General features: G+C 55.8%; 12 protein-coding genes, 2 tRNA genes and 1 pseudogene. 4 read left to right on the forward strand and 11 right to left on the reverse strand.

Translation table 11 applies throughout. The annotated features are described in order from the left end of the window. Positions 1-182: 182 nt before the first annotated feature. The 3 genes from MTP41_RS07535 to MTP41_RS07545 all read right to left on the reverse strand — a co-directional run bounded on the left by MTP41_RS07535 (position 183) and on the right by MTP41_RS07545 (position 1096). Positions 183-259 (reverse strand) — tRNA-Asn (locus MTP41_RS07535). Between the two features lie 41 nt (positions 260-300). Beyond that, positions 301-375: transfer RNA gene (locus tag MTP41_RS07540), tRNA-Glu, on the reverse strand. Positions 376-463: 88 nt separating this feature from the next. Then, positions 464-1096 carry a hypothetical protein gene (locus MTP41_RS07545; protein ID WP_097777089.1) on the reverse strand — a complete coding sequence of 211 codons (633 nt, stop codon included), beginning with the start codon at positions 1094-1096 and terminating at the stop codon, positions 464-466. Between MTP41_RS07545 and MTP41_RS07550 the strand changes: the two genes are divergently transcribed. From MTP41_RS07550 to MTP41_RS07560, 3 genes are all read left to right on the forward strand, one after another. Further along, positions 1086-1487: a hypothetical protein gene (locus MTP41_RS07550; protein ID WP_143405487.1), complete on the forward strand. Its 402-nt coding sequence runs from the start codon at positions 1086-1088 to the stop codon at positions 1485-1487. The genes MTP41_RS07545 and MTP41_RS07550 overlap by 11 nt on opposite strands. Before the next feature lie 121 nt (positions 1488-1608). Continuing rightward, complete coding sequence (gene pckA / locus MTP41_RS07555; RefSeq protein WP_097774186.1) at positions 1609-3213, forward strand: phosphoenolpyruvate carboxykinase (ATP); 1605 nt, start codon at positions 1609-1611, stop codon at positions 3211-3213. A gap of 150 nt (positions 3214-3363) precedes the next feature. After that, positions 3364-4026, forward strand: coding sequence for a helix-turn-helix domain-containing protein (locus MTP41_RS07560; RefSeq protein ID WP_249236528.1), 663 nt, complete (start codon positions 3364-3366; stop codon positions 4024-4026). 135 nt (positions 4027-4161) lie between these two features. Here the strand turns inward: MTP41_RS07560 and MTP41_RS07565 are convergent, their stop codons facing one another. From MTP41_RS07565 to MTP41_RS07580, 4 genes are all read right to left on the reverse strand, one after another. After that, the gene (locus MTP41_RS07565) at positions 4162-5679 is read right to left on the reverse strand and encodes a sodium/proline symporter (RefSeq protein WP_249236530.1); all 1518 of its coding nucleotides are present in this window, start codon (positions 5677-5679) and stop codon (positions 4162-4164) included. Between the two features lie 279 nt (positions 5680-5958). Continuing rightward, complete coding sequence (locus MTP41_RS07570; protein ID WP_165852626.1) at positions 5959-6690, reverse strand: GntR family transcriptional regulator; 732 nt, start codon at positions 6688-6690, stop codon at positions 5959-5961. A gap of 218 nt (positions 6691-6908) precedes the next feature. Further along, a complete protein-coding gene (locus MTP41_RS07575; RefSeq protein ID WP_249236531.1) occupies positions 6909-8630 on the reverse strand; it encodes a right-handed parallel beta-helix repeat-containing protein in 1722 nt (573 codons plus the stop codon). A gap of 626 nt (positions 8631-9256) precedes the next feature. Then, positions 9257-10114, reverse strand: coding sequence for an AraC family transcriptional regulator (locus MTP41_RS07580; protein ID WP_249236532.1), 858 nt, complete (start codon positions 10112-10114; stop codon positions 9257-9259). A 258-nt stretch (positions 10115-10372) separates the two neighbouring features. On the opposite strand from MTP41_RS07580, the gene glgP reads away from it, so the two are divergent. Further along, positions 10373-12634, forward strand: coding sequence for a glycogen/starch/alpha-glucan family phosphorylase (gene glgP, locus MTP41_RS07585; RefSeq protein ID WP_118528597.1), 2262 nt, complete (start codon positions 10373-10375; stop codon positions 12632-12634). Between the two features lie 571 nt (positions 12635-13205). On the opposite strand, the pseudogene MTP41_RS15710 reads toward glgP, so the two are convergent. From MTP41_RS15710 to MTP41_RS07615, 4 genes and pseudogenes are all read right to left on the reverse strand, one after another. Continuing rightward, positions 13206-15006 (reverse strand): annotated as a pseudogene (locus MTP41_RS15710) (recombinase family protein). A 130-nt stretch (positions 15007-15136) separates the two neighbouring features. Next, positions 15137-16864 carry an ABC transporter ATP-binding protein gene (locus MTP41_RS07605; protein WP_097777097.1) on the reverse strand — a complete coding sequence of 576 codons (1728 nt, stop codon included), beginning with the start codon at positions 16862-16864 and terminating at the stop codon, positions 15137-15139. A 3-nt stretch (positions 16865-16867) separates the two neighbouring features. After that, complete coding sequence (locus MTP41_RS07610; RefSeq protein WP_179859627.1) at positions 16868-18637, reverse strand: ABC transporter ATP-binding protein; 1770 nt, start codon at positions 18635-18637, stop codon at positions 16868-16870. Positions 18638-18706: 69 nt separating this feature from the next. Then, positions 18707-19462 carry a hypothetical protein gene (locus MTP41_RS07615; protein ID WP_097777098.1) on the reverse strand — a complete coding sequence of 252 codons (756 nt, stop codon included), beginning with the start codon at positions 19460-19462 and terminating at the stop codon, positions 18707-18709. Positions 19463-19508: the final 46 nt, after the last annotated feature.

Raw genomic sequence — 19508 nt, forward strand, 5'->3', positions numbered from 1 at the left:
CAAAAGGGGGAATCTGGCGCGTTAGAGACTGAGAGGGCGAGGATGCTGCCCTTAAAAGCATCCGCCCACCAACAAATTTTCAATTCTAAAACATGCTTTAAGTATATCCCGCCTCGCATTTTCTGTCAACAAAAGCGACCAGAGAAAAAGAAAAAAGCGATGGAAAACTTCCATCGCTTTGCTGGCGCCTCTTGCCTGACTCGAACAGGCGACACCCTGATTAACAGTCAGGTGCTCTAACCGACTGAGCTAAAGAGGCATCTATATAAAACGGCACATGACCGTTTTACTACTATAAAATGGTGACCCGTACCGGAATCGAACCGATGTTAAAGGCGTGAGAGGCCTCTGTCTTAACCGCTTGACCAACGGGCCATACGTCCATTTTGCATCGGGTGTTCGCTCCCGACTTGGCTATTTTAGCATAGCACGCCTGCTTTGTCAACACAAAAATTCAATTTTTTCAAAAAATCTCCCGCACCCGGGCCGCGCCGGTGTGGAACAGGCCCAGCGCCAGCCCCAGATATACGCCGATCACCGTATCGTTCTGGTCAAATTCCATCTGCTGGCGCTGCGGCAGGCCGGCCAGTGTACCCTTGTATACGCACCGCAGCTCTTCCAGCCGGGTGTAGTCGTTCGGGTGCATCAGGGTGCTGTGCTTGGGCAGCTCCATGGCACCGCTCTTTTCCAGCACCTCGCTGACGAACTGGGAGCAGAAATAGTGCCGGCGGCGCTTCCAGCGGATATGCATCCCGCAGAGCGCAAGACCGATAACGTTGAACTGGTAAAGTCTGCCGTGGGCCATCATGTGCTCGGCACGGCGGCGGGCACGGGTGTAGGCTTCATCGCTCACATCCAGCGCATACAGTGCGCAGGGCACGTTCTCCCGCAGACGGAACACACCCCGGTTCAGGTATTCCCTGCTGGGCCCTGCCGGGAACATGGTATAGCCGTTTTTGCGGGTAGAGCTGTACAGGCAGCTCAGGTCTTCGTCAAAAGCCAGCGAAGCGTGGGTATAATTTGCACCGGTAACAGCGTAAACAAGGTTTGAAAGCAGGGTACCCGACCGGGTGAGCAGGATGTAGATGGTCTTCATGATCTTTTTCCTTTTTATATGCAGCACACAGAAAAAGCGGGGCTGTCCTTTTGTCAGATACAGTATACCACAGGCAAAGCTTCTTTGCCATGAAAATCGTCAAAATCTCGTAAATTTTGCACAAATCGGGCTGTGGATCCTGTTCCGCTCTTCCCTGCCGCGCCGTTCTGTGGGAAGGGTTGCTTTTGTGCACGTTTTTTTCATGCATCCCAGCTCGTCAAAATTTTATCAAAAAATTGTTTTTCTGCCTTTCCACCTTATTTTTTCAGGTTTCGCCCCCTGCTTTTGTTTCCTGAAATTGTTTCAGGCAGTTAAATTTCTTAATGAAATTTGTTTCTTTTCTGCAAATAGCACGGTTTATTTATTGATTTTGCAAGGCTTTTATGTATAATGGTATACAGGAGAATTTGCATTTACAAACTGCAAGCCTTCTGCGCAGCGCCCGGCCCGCCGGGAAACGCTGTGCCCTATACAGGACGTATGGATCAAACGAAAGTAGAGGTATAGCGAATATGGCAAAGTTGGATCTTACCAAGTATGGCATTACCGGCACGACTGAGATCGTGTACAACCCCTCCTACGAGCAGCTGTTCGAGGAAGAGACCAAGCCCGGTCTGGAAGGCTACGAAAAGGGCCAGGTCAGCGAGCTGGGTGCTGTGAACGTTATGACCGGCATCTACACCGGCCGTTCTCCCAAGGACAAGTTCATCGTTATGGACGAGAACTCCAAGGACACCGTGTGGTGGACTTCCGACGAGTACAAGAACGACAACCACCCCGCTTCTCAGGAAGCATGGGCTGCTGTGAAGGCCATCGCTCAGAAGGAGCTGTCCAACAAGCGCCTGTACGTGGTGGATGCATTCTGCGGTGCCAACAAGGATACCCGCATGGCCATCCGCTTTGTCATGGAAGTTGCATGGCAGGCACACTTCGTCACCAACATGTTCATCAAGCCCACCGCTGAGGAGCTGGAGAACTTTGAGCCCGATTTCGTTGTCTACAACGCATCCAAGGCCAAGGTTGAGAACTACAAGGAGCTGGGCCTGAACTCTGAGACTGCTGTTGTCTTCAACATCACCAGCAAGGAGCAGGTCATCGTGAACACCTGGTACGGCGGCGAGATGAAGAAGGGCATGTTCTCCATGATGAACTACTTCCTGCCGCTGAAGGGCATGGCTTCCATGCACTGCTCTGCCAACACCGACCTGAACGGCGAGAACACCGCTATCTTCTTCGGTCTGTCCGGCACCGGCAAGACCACCCTGTCCACCGATCCCAAGCGTCTGCTGATCGGCGATGACGAGCACGGCTGGGACGACAACGGCGTGTTCAACTTCGAGGGCGGCTGCTACGCAAAGGTCATCAACCTGGATAAGGACTCCGAGCCCGATATCTACAACGCCATCAAGCGCAACGCTCTGCTGGAGAACGTCACTCTGGATGCCGAGGGCCACATCGATTTCGCCGACAAGAGCGTTACCGAGAACACCCGTGTGTCCTACCCCATCAACCACATCAAGAACATCGTCCGCCCCATTTCTTCTGCACCCGCTGCAAAGAACGTCATCTTCCTGTCTGCTGACGCATTCGGCGTTCTGCCCCCGGTCTCCATCCTGAGCCCCGAGCAGACCCAGTACTACTTCCTGTCCGGCTTCACTGCAAAGCTGGCAGGCACCGAGCGCGGCATCACCGAGCCCACCCCCACCTTCTCTGCATGCTTCGGCCAGGCCTTCCTGGAGCTGCACCCCACCAAGTACGCTGAGGAGCTGGTCAAGAAGATGCAGAAGAGCGGCGCCAAGGCTTATCTGGTCAACACCGGCTGGAACGGCACCGGCAAGCGCATCTCCATCAAGGATACCCGCGGCATCATCGATGCCATCCTGAACGGCGACATCAACAATGTTCCCACCAAGAAGATCCCCTACTTCGACTTCGAGGTTCCCACCGTGCTGAACGGCGTGGACACCGGCATTCTGGATCCTCGCGACACCTATGCTGACGCTTCCCAGTGGGAAGAGAAGGCCAAGGATCTGGCAAGCCGCTTCATCAAGAACTTCAAGAAGTACGAGGGCAACGAGCACGGCAAGGCTCTGGTCTCTGCCGGCCCCCAGCTGTAAGCTGATCTCTGCCTGATACTGAAGCGATAAAAAAGGACGTGTTCCCGCAAGGGAGCACGTCCTTTTTGTTTTGTAAACCGGAAGTTAAACGTTCCGTCGGTTGTGTTTTCCACATTTCTGTGTTATCCTGTGGAAAAGGATGTGAGCAGAATGGATGCAAAAGAATTTGGTGCATTCCTTGCACAAGTGCGCCGGGAGCGGAACATGACGCAGGCCGAACTGGCTCAGCAGCTTCACGTTACGGATAAAGCCGTCAGCCGCTGGGAACGCGGCATCGGGCTGCCAGACATCAACACGCTGGAGCCGCTGGCCGATGTGCTGGGCCTGACCCTCGCTGACCTGATGCACTGTCATGACTCCCGTCAAAAAGATGACACTCCTCCCGTTCCTCTGGAAGATTTTTTCACCATGCTGCGCCGCCAGCACACTGTAGACTGGCATTCTGTGCGTACTGCTCTTCTTGCATTAAGCATTGCACTTGCCCTGTGGGGAATTTTTGCCTGTCCAGGCAGATTAGCTGTGCACTGGCGGACTCTCAGCGATGGTTCGCTTCAGGCCGACGGCTGGATGTCCTCCCTGGTCATTTTTCCATTGTTTGCCGGATTTGAATTTCTATCTCTTGAGCTCTGGAACAATTTTGAGCAAACCGGTTACTACCGGCGCTGGGGTGAGGTGAATCTTTTTATCATTCATGCCATGTCTTTCGGCACGCCGCTTACCCGTCTGATGCGGCTCGTGCTGGATCTTCTGTTCTTTTTCTGTTTTGGATTTCTGCTTCCATGCTGCGAAGCATGGCTGATTCTTTTGAATTAAATGCCGCTTTCCTCTCCGTCCCCACCCGTGAAAAAGCAAAAGAGCAAAGCCCGCCGGCTTTGCTCTTTTGCATAAGGATCCATCATTTTTCCGCTGCTATGCCCAGAGCACAGCGGAGGGCATTCCCAATCGTTTTTACTTGGCAGCGTCGAACTCTGCCTCGATCTCTGCCGAGGGTGCCGGGGTGACAAGGCTCACCACAACACAGATCACCAAAGACATCAGGAAGGCAGGCAGCAACTCGTAGATGCCAAACACGCCGCCCAGCGGGCTGATGATGTACTTCCATACAAAGACCATCAGGCCGCCGGAGAGCATACCGGCCAGTGCGCCCTGCCAGTTGCAGCGCTTCCAGAACAGGGAGCACAGCACCACTGCGCCAAAGGAGCCGCCAAAGCCGGCCCATGCAAAGCTGACGATGCCGAACACGCTGGAGTTGGGGTCGCGGGCCAGCACCACGCCCACCACGCTGATGCAGATGATGGTCAGGCGGGCGGCGAACAGGCTCTGCTTCTCGGTCAGCTTCATGTGGCCGAACTCCTGCAGGATGTTCTGGGATACGCTGGAGGCCGCTGCCAGCATCTGGCTGTCGGCGGTGGACATGGTAGCGGCAAGGATGCCGGCAAGGATCAGGCCTGCCAGAATGGCTGCCAGCACGCCGTGCTGAGCGATCAGGCTGGCCACGCGCACGATCAGGGTCTCGCTGGAAGAACCGCTCAGGAACTCCAGTGCGCCCGCCTTGGTCATGCCCAGACCCACCATGCCGATGACGATGGAAGCGGTCATGGCAATGACCACCCACACGCTTGCAATGCGGCGGCTGAGCACCAGCTTCTTTTCGTCCTCAATGGCCATGAAGCGCAGCAGGATGTGGGGCATGCCGAAGTAGCCCAGACCCCATGCCAGCGTGGACGCGATGTCCAGCAGACTGTAGGAGGTGGCAGTGTTGTCTGCTACATTGTGGCTTGCAGCCATGGTCAGGTAGCCGGGCAGGCTGCGGGCGTTGTCCAGAACCACGTCCCAGCCGCCTGCCACGCTGACACCATACACCAGCACTGCGATCAGCGCCATGCTCATGACAACGGACTGGATCAGGTCGGTGGTAGACACAGCGCGGAAGCCGCCCATGATGGTGTAACCCACGATGACCACAGCGGACAGAACCATGGCCGCCATGTAATCCACGCCAAACAGGCTGTTGAACAGCTTGCCGCAGGCGGCAAAGCCGGAAGCGGTGTACGGGATGAAGAACACGATGATAATGACCGCGCCCAGCGCGTTGAGCAGGTTGCGCTGGTCATGGAACCGCAGGGAAAGGAACTGCGGCACCGTGATGGCATCCAGATTGGCCGAGTAGCGGCGCAGGCGGCGGGCCACGATGAGCCAGTTGAGCCATGTGCCCACAGCAAGGCCGATGGCCGTCCAGCCCGGCGACGCGATGCCGGTGAGATATGCAAGGCCCGGCATACCCATCAGCAGCCAGCTGGACATATCGCTGGCTTCGGCGCTCATAGCCGTGACCAGCGGGCCCATCGTGCGGCCGCCGAGGTAGAAATCGCTGCTGTCCTCGTTGGACTTGCTGTAGACAAAGCCAACCAACAGCATTCCCACCAGATAGATCACAATGGTGGCAATGATGCAGATATTGATCATTTGATTACCCCTCTCTTTCTTCCCCTCAACGGGAACACATCTTAAATATTACCACAAAAACCTGCATTCCTGCAAGCTTTTCGGGCAATTCAAGAGCACAAACTGCTGTTTTTCCGGGTTTTGAACAGAAAAAGCAGCATTTCTGGTGCAAAATCCATCAGAAACACTGCCGTCGTAAATTGATATCCGCAGCCCGGCGTAAAGCCGTATCCGTATTGAACCCAAAGAGCACCCCCTGCCATGGCCTTGTAAGGGTCAGCAGCGGGTGCTCTTTCTGGTTTATGTCCGTACAAAGAAATCCGGGAACCGTTCCAATATCTTCTGGAAATTCTCGCGGTACATGCCAAGGTGATGCTCAAACAGGGCTTCTACGTCCACGTCCAGCGGCAGGCCGTCCCGCAGGTAGCCAAAGATCTGCTCGTGCTCTTTCTGCACCGAGGCAATATTTCCCCGGCAAAGGGCCGAGTCCAGATACCGCACACGGTCCATATGGGAAGTAACGTTGTGCATGGCCTCCCAGATGCGGTCGTAGCCGGAATCGTGGTACAAAAGCCTGTGGAAGTCGTTATCCAGCGAGATGAAGAAGTCATCTGCTGCATCCTGATCCAGATAAAGGTCTTCGTTCTGCCGGTTCAGCAGTTCCTGAAATTCGTTCAGCTGTTCCCTTGTCAGCTTTCCGGCCAGCCCGCGCAGCAGCGCCGGTTCCAGAATGCGGCGCATGGCAAAGCCTTCGTTCAGGTATGGAACGCTGATCTTGGACACAATGCTGCCGCGCTGCGGCAGAACATCCACAAGCCACTCGCTTTTCAGCATCATCAGCGCTTCGTGTACCGGTGTGCGGCTCATGGCCAGCTGTTCGCACAGTTCGGCCTCGCTCAGCTGACAGCCCGGCTGCAGCTGCAAGGTCATAATATTTTTGCGCAGCATACGGTAGGCGTAAGCCCGGTTATTTTCGTCCATTCTGCGCACGTCCAGCAGCAGCGGCAATGCGCTGGCCTTTTCTTCTCTCATAGCAGTTCCCTTTTTTGCTTGCCGTAATTTTACCGCAGGGCGCGCCGCCCCGCAGACATCTGAAATCATTCTTATTATAAAGCATCCCGCCGCACATGTCAAAAAGAAAAAGCACCAAGCATTGCTGCTTCGTGCTTTTTTGTGGTGCGCCTCGCGCACTCCTATCCGAACGGTCTTACAAACATCCCCTTTGTGTTTTCTTTCCGGAGGAAAATCGGTTACTTCTTCCGTTTGTTCGTCTGATACATCGCCCCGATCACCTGAAGCCGGTTCACCCGGACATCTGCGCCAAGGGTGGACTCCGTTTCCGGGGTGACCAATTCATTTTCTACCGCCCAGCACACGGCTTTCAGAACCTCTTCATCCTGTACGTCAGTGTATGTCTGCTGAGAGGCCGGTTCCGGCTTGCCTGCCATGTTCCACAGCACTACAGCCAGCTCCTGCCGGGTCTCAGGAACCGCAAAGCCTTCGGGCAGGTTATTTTGAATGTAGCTGTGCGCCAGCAGAATGCCGCCGCCCACAACGACCGTGCCAACGGCCAACGCAGCGATCACGGCACCTGCGCCGCCATCTTCAGAACCAGCACCGGGCTGTTCCGGGTCATGCTCCGGATTATCCCAAATCGCACCGCCGCCGATCGTTCCGCCATTGTTCGTGATCATGCAACCCCTGAAATCGCCGGCCGTAACGGATGCGCCCTCTTGATTGACCAGTGTTCCGGTGAATTGAGTGACCGGCGTGCCGGTTGCCTGGATCGTTCCCTTGTTGGTCACTTCGCTGGTCACTGTGCCGCCATTTGCATTCAGGACGCCGTCATCGTCATTTTCAATGGGGATGCTGAGGGTGCCGCCGGTGCTGCTGTCGATCAGCGTCAGGGTGCCATGATTGATGATCTTGAAATCGCTTTCCTTTGCAGAGAGCGTTTTGCCCGCCAGATCCACCGTGACTGTGACCCCCTTCGGGATCTCCAAGGAGTTTTCCATTACCGGTGGTAAATAGCTCGAAACCTTGAGGGTGATGCTTTCGCCCGCTCCGCTCGGGATCTTCCAACTGCGGCCGAGCAGATAAACATACTCGTCACACGGCGAGTCTGTAATTGTTCCTTTATAGGGGGAGCGATGCTCGATTCTGTGGATCTTGCATCCTGTAATTTCAGCTACCGCATATCCCGAATTTTCTACCGTACCGGTAAACTCGGCGCTACCCTGACCCGTGATCTTGCCCAGGTTCAACACAGTTCCGCCGACCTGAGTGTTTTTCACCGTCAGTGCGGCCCTGCTGCCAATATAGATATCATAACGTTCGCTGCCCTTGACAGAGCCTCCGCTCATCACAGCAGATCCGTTATCCACCCATACACCAAACCCACTGTTGTCTTCGATGGTGCCGCCGCTCATGCTGAATTCAGATGTACCGCCTATTGCAGCGATCGAGACACCATCCTGATTGCAGTTTTTGATCTCGCCAGAACCGCTCATGCTGAAGCTGGCTTTTCCGCTGGAGGCAAGCACTTTAACGCCTGCGCCCTCATGTGCTGTGCAATTTTCAATCGAGCCGCCGGACATCTCAAAGGAGCCGCTGGACACATATACGCCGCCGCCCGCGTTGGCCGCATTGCAAGCGGAAATTGTTCCGCCGGACATCTCAAAGGAGCCGCCGGACACATATACACCGCCGCCGTCGGTTGCAGTAAAGCCGCGGATCGTGCCGCCGGTCAGCGTCAGTGCATTGTTGCTGTCATTGCTGCTCATCCAGATGGCACCGCCGTTGCCAGTCACGGTCCCGCTGCCCTGAATGACACCCGTGCTGCCGCTGTCCTCGATCGTCAGTGCGCCGTTCTGGATCCGGAACGCTTGGCTGTTTGCCGCTGCCGTAAGCGTATGGCCGTTCAGATCAATGGTCAAACGATTTCCATTGTTAACTGTAACTGCCCCGGTCATCACAATGTCTTCCGTCAGCCGGACCCTGCACTCGTTGCCTGTATAGGTCAGCTGATCCAGCGAAGAGACCTCTGAATAGTCCCCACTGCTGTTTTGCCGGTCGACCTCCTGCCCGATCACAGTTTCAGGTTGCTGCCCCCCCCCCGGACGCAAAAGCAGGGGCAGGCATGATGCTGACTGCCATACTGACCGCCAGAACCATGCTGATCAAACGTTTTTTCATTTGCAAAGTCCTCCTTGAAAGTAAAATTTTTCCTGTCTGTTACAGACAAATCATTGTTTTTATTCTAACGCTTTTGAACGGTCATTGCAATAGACTGCAGCGATCCAATGCAATGTATTTTCACACAAGACCAGTTTCTCTGTTTTCTATTTTTGTACAATCTTGCTCTTATGCATCGCAGCGGAATCGATTACAATAAAGTCTGACAAAGGCAGTGTGGCCCCGGCGGGCTGCACTGCCTTTTCTTTTTTATATCGAAAACCCGAATCTTCTGGCAACCAAGATCATCGTGCCGCATAAGCTCATCCAACGGGAGAGCTGCTGCCCGCCGCCGGAGATCTGATATGCAAAAAACGAGGCCGTTCCCTCTCTTTTCCAGAGAGGCGGAACGGCCTCGTTTTGCTTATTTTTTCCGGTACTCCCGGGGTGTCATGCCGAAGTGCGCCTTGAACGCCCGGTTAAAATAGGAGAGGTTCTCAAACCCGCACCGGGAAGCGATGGTCAGAACCGTCTCATCCGTGGCCTGCAGCGCTTCGGCGGCGGCGTTGAGCCGGTACTCGTTCAGAAAGGCCACAAAGCTCTGCCCGGTCATCTGCCGGAACCACCGCATGAAGTGGCTGGCACTGAAGGAGCAGACCCCGGCGGCATCGGCGACCCGGAGTTCCTCGGTATAATGGGCCGAAAGCCATTGCAGGAGCGTTTTCAGCCGCTGGGTATCGGCTGTCTCGGCGGCAAGCCGCTGCCGGCCCTGTGCAAGGAGCAGGGCAAGAAACCGCAGCAATGCCCCCTTGACCTGCAGCTCGTAGCCGGGGAGCTTGGCGCGGTTGGCATCCTCCACCTCCCGCAGGCAGGCGGCGACCTGCAGATAGCACAAATCGTTCGGGGTCAGCCGCGCAGGCAGCGACAAGCGCCCGCTTTGCAGCGGAAGCAGATATTTCTCGGCACAAAGGTCCTCTGCGCCGCCCAGAAGCTCCAGCTCAAAAATGATATTTTCGTATTCCATGCACTGCCCTTCGGCCTGCCGCAGGGCATGGAGGGTGCCGGGCGTAAAAATAAAGATGTCCCCCATGCGGGCCGGGCAGCTCTCAGCGCCCACCTGCACCAGTCCTGTGCCCCGCTTGACAAAGACCAGCTCCATGCTCTCCTGCCAGTGGAGCGCCACCTGCGGAAAGTCCCCCGGAATGGTGCAGGGATACAGATTGAAGGGAAACCGCACGGCACCATGCTGCTTGGTCTCCTGCAAAGATGCCTGATTTTGCATCGTTTCACCTCCCGATGATAGGATTGTACCACAGTCTGCGCTTTTTAGGCAAGATTTTGATTGTTTTATGTGGTATATCTGGAAGTACAGATGTCAAACCTGTTTTCCGCAAGGTGTATTTGAAAACAAAGAAAATGACGAATATTTCGCAAGCACAAGCGGGATCCAAGGCTGTTTCACGCAAGATCCGGCTGTGCTTGTAGAAATAGACTAAATTTTCGACTTTTCAGATACACCCTAACAAAGGAGGATGCATTTATGAGCTTTACCGAAACGTTACAGGGTCTCACGGGCAAGCCGCTGGCAGACTGCACGAATCAGGAGCTGTATCTCGCGCTGCTGGAACTCGTCCGGCAGAAGAGCGCCGACCGTGTGCAGCCGGTCACCGGCCGCAAACTGTACTATATCAGCGCCGAATTTCTCATCGGCAAGCTGCTGTCCAACAACCTCATCAATCTGGGACTGTACGATGAAGCCCGCGATGCACTGGCTGCCGTCGGCAAGAGCCTTTCCGATATCGAAGAGGTAGAGCCGGAACCTTCTCTGGGCAACGGCGGTCTGGGCCGTCTGGCTGCCTGCTTCCTCGACTCTCTGGCAACGCTGAACCTGCCCGGCGACGGCGTGGGCCTGCGGTATCACTTCGGCCTGTTCCATCAGTCCTTTGAGGACGGCGTGCAGAACGAAAAGCCTGACCCGTGGCTCACCGCCCACAGCTGGGCAGAAAAGACTGACATCACCTACCCGGTGGAGCTGGCGGGCAAGGAGTACACTGCCCGGCTGTACAAGCTGGCCGTTACCGGCTACGAGGGCCGCACCAACACCCTGAACCTGTTTGACCTTGACACCATCGATGAAAGCATCGTCCATGACGGCATTGCCTTCGATAAAACTGCCATCGACAAGAACCTGACCCTCTTCCTCTACCCGGACGATTCCGATGAGGCAGGCCGCCGCCTGCGGGTGTACCAGCAGTACCTGATGGTCTCTGCCGGTGCCCAGCTCATTCTGGCCGAGTGTGCCGCCCGGGGCTGCGATTACCATGATCTGGCCGACTACGCCGCCATCCAGATCAACGACACCCACCCCAGCATGGTCATCCCGGAGCTGATCCGGCTGCTGGGCGAAAAGGGCATCGAATTTGAGGAAGCCGTAAAGATCGTCACAAAGACCTGCGCCTACACCAACCACACCATTCTGGCCGAAGCGCTGGAAAAGTGGCCCCGCGCCTATCTGGATGCCGTGGTGCCCCAGCTGATGCCCATTATCGAAAAGCTGGACGCACTGGCCCGCACCCGCACCAAGGACGAGAGCCTTGCCATCATCGACAAGGACGACCGGGTGCACATGGCCCACATGGATATCCACTTCACCCACTCCACCAACGGCGTGGCAGCGCTGCACACCGAGATTTTGAAAAATTCCGAGCTGCACGGCTTTTACGAGCTGTACCCGGAAAAGTTCAACAATAAGACCAACGGCATCACCTTCCGCCGCTGGCTGCTGGAATGCGACCCCCGCCTGACCGCCGCGCTGGAACAGCACATCGGCTCCGGCTTCCGTAAGGATGCCGCCGAGCTGGAAAAGCTGCTGGCTTTTGCTGACGACGAAGCTGTGCTGGAGCAGCTGACCGCTGTGAAAAAGGCCAACAAGGAAGCACTGGCAGACTGGCTGCTGCGCACCCAGAAGGTGAGCGTGAACACCGATGCTGTGTTCGACATCCAGTCCAAACGCCTGCACGAGTACAAGCGCCAGCAGCTGAACCTGCTGTACCTCATCCATCAGTACTACGAGATCAAGGCCGGGCACCTGCCCGCTGCTCCGCTGGTGAGCATCTTCGGTGCCAAGGCGGCACCTGCCTACACCATTGCAAAGGACATCATCCATGCGCTGCTGACCCTGTCCAAGGTCATTGCCGCAGACCCGGAAGTGTCCAAGTGGCTGCAGGTGGTGTTCGTGGAGAACTACAACGTTACCGCCGCCGAAAAGCTGATCCCCGCCTGCGACCTGTCCGAGCAGATCAGCCTTGCCTCCAAGGAAGCTTCCGGCACCGGCAACATGAAGTTCATGCTGAACGGCGCGCTGACGCTGGGCACCATGGACGGTGCCAATGTGGAGATCAGCCAGCAGGTGGGCGAGGAGAACATCTATATCTTCGGCCAGACCTCCGATCAGGTCATCCACCGCTACGCCGTGGGCGACTACGACCCCGCCCAGTGGGTGGAGGGCGATGCCAACATCCGCCGCGCCATCAACTTCCTCACCGGCCCGGAGATGCTGGCCGCCGGTCACGCCGAAAACCTGACCCGCCTGCACAACGAGCTGATCCATAAAGACTGGTTCCAGACCCTGCCGGACTTCAACGCCTACGTTGTGCGCAAGGGGCAGGCCCTCAGCGATTACGCCTGCGACCCGAAGGGCTGGCGGCGCAAGTGTCTGGTGAACATTGCCAAAGCGGGCATGTTCTCCTCCGACCGCACCATTGCCGAGTACGACCGCGACATCTGGCATCTGGGCGAATAGTTTATTATCGCAATTTTATTGATTTTCTGCCGCAGGACGAGATCCATCTAACCATGGGCACCGCCTACGATTTGCGGCATCAAAGAAGATTTCCAAAATCTACTGTACGCAAAATTTCTATCGGCACAAACTCTATGCTGCCAGAATTTCTGCGCGACCTGCCTGGATGAGGTGGTTGCCGCCATCCGGAAGCACCCCTATTTGGAGCTGCTCTATGAGCCGGACGCAGATGAGCACAAATAAAAGACGGGGTGCTGCACAAATGCACAGCACCCCGTCTTTTACTTACCTTTGTAGAGGACGAAGGATGGCACCGTGCGGCAAAGCGATACAGTGAATTTCTGCGCCGTCACGAGGGACAGCGCATCCTCTTTCTGGAATTGGGCGTTGGCTACAACACCCCAGTCATCATCAAATATCCATTCTGGCGGATGACCGCTAAAAATCCAAACACATTCTACGCCTGTATCAACCAAAATCAGGCAGTTTGCCCGCCGGAAGTTCAACGGCAGTCTGTCTGCATCCATTCAGATATTGGCGCAGTTACCCGCCGAAGGCGAACCGACCATCTCTACGACTGCTCTGCTGGAACTGCTGAAGAATGCAGACCCCGAAGTAAAGGCGCAGCTCCGTCTGGCTCTGCTGACCTAATGCAAAATTTACCACGCACTTCAAAGTAATTCCAGCCCATGCAGAGGATTCCTATGAAAACACCAATCGTGCATTGACCGTGCAAGCCCCGATTTTTCGGGGTTACATAACAAAAAAGAACGCCAAATCTTACGATTTGACGCTCAATATCTGGTGCACCTCGCGCACTCATATCCGAACTTTTCTCCGCTTTCACGGCTTCCCCGAAAGCGACCGTTTCTGTACCTTCCTTATAGTTAAAGGTAATAAGCACCTTATCATCGTAGAGATAGATGGCATTGATGAAGGTATCTACCAGTGCCTGCCGCTGCTCCGGCTGGGTCATATCCAGCTTACGGAAACGGAGCAGCCAGAACCGGACGAATTCTTCTTTCATCTTCGGCTTGGCCAGCCGTTCTTCTGCAATGCGGGCTTGCAGTTCCTTCCGCTGTTCTTCCAGCGCTTCCAGCCGCTCCTTGGTGGAGCTGGTCAGAATGCCCATCTGGATAGCGTTCAGCATATTGGTGATGCCGGTTTCCGTTTCCTTCAACTGCTTTTCGTAGATAGGCAGGTCAGTGCTTTCCTGATTTTGCAGCTCCATGACCTTGGCAATGATGGCATTCATGGAAGCATCATCTTCCACCAGCTTCATGGTTTCGGTCACTACCAAATCTTCCAGCCATTGTTTCCGCACTGCCTTTTTATCGCAGGTCTTTTTCTTCTTGGCGGCAGCACACTTGTAATAAGTGTACATCCTGCCGGTATGACTGACACCACTTTCGCCAAACATCAGCGCTCCGCACTTACCACAGTACAGCTTGGTGGTGAGCAGATAACTTTCCTCTGCCTTATGACGGGCAGGGGCCTTTTTATTTTTCGCCAGCTTTTCCTGCACCTTGTTGAACAGGTTCGCGTTTGCGCAGCGAAGCGGAGCAATGAAAGCCCCAGTGGGGCTTTCAAGCGACAGAACGGTCTTGCGCAGCAAGATGGAGGGGCCTTACCCCGACAAGTTCACCTGATACGAGTGCCGGGATCGCATTGGGCTGTACCACATCCCGCAAACGCAATTCGCCGATGTACCGGCGATTACTCAGCATCCGCTGAATCGTGTTATAGGACATCTCCCCGCCCATTGAATTTTTGATGTTGTGCGCCTTTAACCAATCCCGCAGGTCGGTCATAGTCGCGCCGTCTGCATACTTCTGGAACGTCTGCTCCACATACGGAGCCAACAACGGGTCGGGCTGGTAATGCCGGGTCTCATCGATCATGTATCCGAACGGAATCGTGCCACCATTATAAATACCCTTGAGAGCATTCTCGGTCATGCCACGCACGACCTTTTCAGACAGGTCAGCCGAGTAGTATTCCGCATAGCCCTCCAGAACAGACTCCAGAATGATGCCCTCCGGGCCAGCCGAAATGACTTCCGTAGCCGATACCAGCTTCACACCATTGCGTTTCAGCTGGGTCTTGTACCGTGCGCTGTCGTAGCGGTTCCGAGCAAAGCGGTCAAGTTTCCAGACGATGATAACATCAAAGATGCCACGTTCACTGTCTTTGATCATCTGTTGGAACTGCGGGCGGTTGTCCGTTTTTGCAGAAACGGCACGATCGATGTAGTGTTTGACCACCGTAAAGCCGTTCTTCTCCGCATAGGCGGTGCATTCCCGGATCTGACCTTCAATGGATTCTTCACGCTGACTGTCAGTAGAATAGCGGGCATAGATCACGGCGGTCACGGCAAGCACCTCCCATTTATACATCATTGAACGGTGGAGCGTTCTTTCAAAACAGTGTTTCGTATAATGTATATACCACAGTTTTTAACTGAATGCAAGACTTTTTCCCAAATAAAAGCCGCCCTCATTCTCAGATCGTCCAATTCTGGCTTGCCGACTGCAGATCCACCATGTGGGTATACAGCCCCTTCCGGGCGTACAGCTCTGCCGGGCTGCCCTGCTCGGCCACAATGCCACCCGACAGCACCACCACCTGATCCGCACCAGCTACGGTGCGCATCCGGTGGGCGATGATGAGGACGGTTTTGTTTTTAATGAGCCGGGACAGTGCCCCCTGAATGGCAGTTTCGTTTTCCACATCCAAGCTGGCGGTGGCCTCGTCCAGCAGGATGATAGGCGCATCCTTCAGAAAAGCACGGGCGATGGAAATGCGCTGACGCTCGCCGCCGGAAAGAGCGCAGCCATTCTCGCCGATGTTCGTGTTCCACTTGTCCGGCAGCTTTTCGGCAAATTCCTCGCAGTTTGCCAGCTTTGCCGCCGCCAGAACTTCCTCGTCGGTGGCACCTTTGCGCCCCAGACGGATGTTTTCCAGGATCGTGTTGTCAAACAGGGTCACATCCTGAAAGACGATGGAATACAGGCTCATGAGCTTTTCCGGGTCGATTTGGGAAACCTCCATGCCGCCCACGGTGATGCTGCCCTTCTGGTAATCCCAGAACCGTGCTGCCAGCCGGGAAACAGTGGTCTTGCCGCCGCCGGAGGGGCCCACCAGTGCCGTGACCTCGCCCTGCTTTGCGGTAAAGGAAACATCCCGCAGAACCGTCTCGCCAGAGTTATAGGCAAAGCCCACATGGTCGAACACGATATCGCAGCCCTGATTGGTCAGCTGCTCGCTGCCGGTCTGCAAGGGAGCGTCCAGAATCTCGTTCATCCGCCCCACATTGGTGCGCATGGCAATGACCGCTGCCAGATTCTGCAACGCGCCCTGCATAGGGTCGTACATCCGGGAAGCCGCCATCAGGAACAGAAACAGGGTCAGCACGTCGATACTGCCCTGCACCAGCAGCACCGCGCCGGTGAGTGCCACCGACGCAATGCCCAGCTTGAGCACCATGCCCGCAGAGGACACGAACAGCGCCGTTTCCAGCTCTGCCGCGATGGACTGCTTTTCCACAGCCCGAATTTTGTCGGAAAGACCGGACAGATACCGCTGCTCCGCATTGCTGGCTTTCAGGTCGCGGAGGGTCTCGATGTACTCCTGAATGCCGTCCGCACAAGCCATTTTCGCCGCCATGGTCTTGGCCTGCACCTTGTCCTGCACCCGGTAGCTGCCCATCACGATGGCAGCGGATACCGGGATGACCCACAGGGCTGCCAGCGCCATCCGTCCGTCAAAGGCGAACAGGCTCAGGGCAATGAGCACGGTAGAGATGAGGGAACCGAACAGACCGGGGATGAAGTGGGAGCAGTCCTTTTCCAACACCTCGCAGTCTGCCATGATGGTGCTGGTCAGGTCGGCAAGGTCCCGCTTGCCGAAAAAGGACAGGGGCAGCTTGCGCAGCCGCTCCGCAAGGGTCAGGCGGCGAGTGCCGCTCTCTTTATAGGTCGTAAAATAGGTGTCGTTGTACTGGAACCACGTGGTCAGCAAGATCAGCGCAAAGCAGGCCGCACACCCCAGCAGATAAAAGGCGGTTCTCCCGCTCGCGGAGCCTGCCAGCAGATCTTTTACCAAGAGATACAGCAGCCCGGTGGGCAGCATGAACGCCATGTTTTGGAACGCACAGGCCAGAACGCCCTTTACAAGCCCCTTTGCGCCCTCCGGGGAGCTGGCCGTGGCGTGTTGAATTTTTTCGATCATCCTTTACCCCTCCTTTGCGACCTTCCACTGCACCGAGGCCTGATAATCCTGCCACATCCGGGCAAACAGGCCGTTCTGCGCGCACAGTTCGTCCTTTGTGCCAGTCTCCGTAATACGCCCATCCTGCACCACATAGATGCAGTCAGCGTTGGCTACGGTAGACAGGCGGTGTGCGATCATCAGCACCGTTTTGCCCTTGGCAAGCCGGGCAAAGGCCGCCTGCACCTTAGCTTCATTGTCCGGGTCGGCAAAAGCGGTGGCCTCGTCCAGGATCAGGATGGGCGCATTTTTCAGCATGGCGCGGGCAATGGCAATGCGCTGCTGCTCGCCGCCGGACAAATACACGCCCTTGGTGCCGATAACGGTATGGATGCCCGCCGGGAACTTCTCCACGATATCCATGCACTGCGCGGCTTTCAACGCTGCCAGCACCTCGGCTTCGGTGGCCTGCGGTCTGCCCAGACGGACGTTATCCAGAATGCTGCCCTTGAGCAGGCGGCTGTTCTGGAACACAAAGGAGATGGTATCCATCAGCTCTTCCTTGGGGATATCCCGCACATCCGCTCCGCCCACCCGGACGCTGCCGCTCTGCACATCAAAGAACCGGCAGACAAGGTTTGCCAGCGTGGATTTTCCGCCGCCGGAAGGGCCTACAAAAGCTACGGTCTGTCCCGGCTGAATGTCCAGAGAAACGCCCTTGATGACCTCGGTTTTTCCGTCGTAGCTGAAATGCACATCCCGCAACGTGACAGAGGAATCCTTCGGGTGCTGCGGAACAGCCTGCACCTGCATGGGCGCCGCCTCCAGCACCGAGTCGATGCGTGCCAGCGCATCCGCTACCACCATCTTGTTCTCACTCATGTACATTATACGGGTCAAAGTCAGGGAGATCACCGGCGTGATGATGATATAGAACAGCAGGTTCAGCAGAAACTCCGGGGTGACGCCGTGGGTCGTGAACAGCAGCCCGCCCGCGATCAAAAAGGCGAACACGCCGTTGACGGCGGCGGTATAGAACATCATGGGCAGGCGCAGGTCTTTGGTGTAGGAGATGACCCACTTTTCATACTCATCAATGGTGGTCTTGAACTTTTTGAAGGAAAATACCGATTGCCCGAAGGTCTTGACCACCGGGATGCCCCGGACGTATTCCACTGCCTCGTTGGACATAGCCTCCAAGGCGTTGCCGTACTGCCGCATTTTTTCAGCCATCCGCTTGCCGGTCATGGTCGTCATAATGAGGAAAGCCAGCACCACCGGCGCAAGGCTCAGCAGCCCCAGCCGCCAGTCGAACGCCAGCAGCAAAACCAGCAGCCCCACCGGGGTTGCGATGGCGTTATACTGATCGGGCAGCTGGTGGGCAAGATAGGTCTCGGCGGCTCCGGTGCTCTCGTGGATGATCTTGCGCAGCTTACCGCTGCCGAAAGTCTCGGCAAAGCCCAGCGGCAGCACCGCCAGATGCTCCGACACCGCCAGCCGCAGATTGGTCGCCACCCGGAACGCCGACAGGTGGGAGCACATCAGCGCCGCAATGTAAATAAGGTAAGACAGCACTGCAAACAACACTGCCATCCAGCCGTAATGGGGGATGTTCACCGCCTGCGCGTAGTCCGGCGCGGCGTTCAGCACATCCCGCAGGATCTTCCAGATGTACACAAAGGGCACCAGCGCCACCAGCGCACTGACCGCAGACAGCACCCACGAAGCGTAGGTGAAATATCGGTAGTTCCCGGCGTAGCCCATCAGCCGGGAAAAGTCCGATCGTTTTTTCAATCAAATCACATCCTTACCGTAATATTGCCATGCGCAACTGCCTGACATGATCGGGTGCACATGTGCCGCTTATTCTGCCTCAGACAAATTTTCTGTGGCGAAAAGTTCAATGACATTTTCCATAGTTGCCTGATCATAGTTCTCTGCGATGGCGGCAGCATTCCAATAAGCATAATTTCCTTCATACCAGCTCTGCAGGTCGTCGAGATCCTCTGCATAGCGGAATTCCAGATGATACGTCGTTTCCATCGTATCGGGCGCAAAGGCAAAGTAGGTAAACTCCCCGGAATCCGCATCCTCGCTCTGGTAGAAGAGGAAGCTGTTTTCATTGTCCACATCCAGTTTCTGGTAGGTGTGTGCAAACACTTCCTGTCCTTGCGCATCCAAACCGGTGATGGTGTCGCCATTCATCACGAATTTTTCCACGCCGCCCAGAAAATAGCAGTTGAACGCCGTGCTGTCCGGATCTGCTGCATATTTTTCAATAGCCTCCTCGCCATACGGCTCTGCCATGCACATTCCCAGCAGCATATCCGTAGCCGATTCCGCATTGTCCTCGCCTACCAGCGGAGTCGCAGCGTCGAGCCACAAATTCCGGTATTCACTCTTTGCCATCTCCGGGAACAGTTCCACATAAGTCCCGCTGATACCAGACAGATAATCCTCCGCATCCATTACCTGACTTGCGGAAGCCGAAGAAGCCACCGAGGAGGAAACGCTGGATGCCGAAGACGCTGTGCTTGCGCTCTGCTGGCCGCAGCCGACAGCAGACAGCAGGCAGACCGCAGACAAGGCCACTGCAACAAATTTCTTTTTCATCATCATATGAAAGTACCTCCGGTTTTAAAGTAAGTTTGTTCTAACCGCTCTG

The organism is Faecalibacterium sp. I4-3-84, assembly GCF_023347255.1.
Taxonomy (GTDB): Bacteria; Bacillota; Clostridia; order Oscillospirales; family Ruminococcaceae; genus Faecalibacterium; species Faecalibacterium taiwanense.

Excerpts from the sequence above, each read along its gene's own strand:
- MTP41_RS07545 (WP_097777089.1), bottom strand. The coding sequence starts at position 1,096 with ATGAAGACCATCTACATCCTGCTCACCCGGTCGGGTACCCTGCTTTCA.
- MTP41_RS07560 (WP_249236528.1), top strand. The coding sequence starts at position 3,364 with ATGGATGCAAAAGAATTTGGTGCATTCCTTGCACAAGTGCGCCGGGAG.
- MTP41_RS07580 (WP_249236532.1), bottom strand. The coding sequence starts at position 10,114 with ATGCAAAATCAGGCATCTTTGCAGGAGACCAAGCAGCATGGTGCCGTG.
- MTP41_RS07615 (WP_097777098.1), bottom strand. The coding sequence starts at position 19,462 with ATGATGATGAAAAAGAAATTTGTTGCAGTGGCCTTGTCTGCGGTCTGC.
- MTP41_RS07575 (WP_249236531.1), bottom strand. The coding sequence starts at position 8,630 with ATGACCGGGGCAGTTACAGTTAACAATGGAAATCGTTTGACCATTGAT.
- MTP41_RS07565 (WP_249236530.1), bottom strand. The coding sequence starts at position 5,679 with ATGATCAATATCTGCATCATTGCCACCATTGTGATCTATCTGGTGGGA.
- MTP41_RS07605 (WP_097777097.1), bottom strand. The coding sequence starts at position 16,864 with ATGATCGAAAAAATTCAACACGCCACGGCCAGCTCCCCGGAGGGCGCA.
- glgP (WP_118528597.1), top strand. The coding sequence starts at position 10,373 with ATGAGCTTTACCGAAACGTTACAGGGTCTCACGGGCAAGCCGCTGGCA.
- pckA (WP_097774186.1), top strand. The coding sequence starts at position 1,609 with ATGGCAAAGTTGGATCTTACCAAGTATGGCATTACCGGCACGACTGAG.
- MTP41_RS07570 (WP_165852626.1), bottom strand. The coding sequence starts at position 6,690 with ATGAGAGAAGAAAAGGCCAGCGCATTGCCGCTGCTGCTGGACGTGCGC.
- MTP41_RS07550 (WP_143405487.1), top strand. The coding sequence starts at position 1,086 with ATGGTCTTCATGATCTTTTTCCTTTTTATATGCAGCACACAGAAAAAG.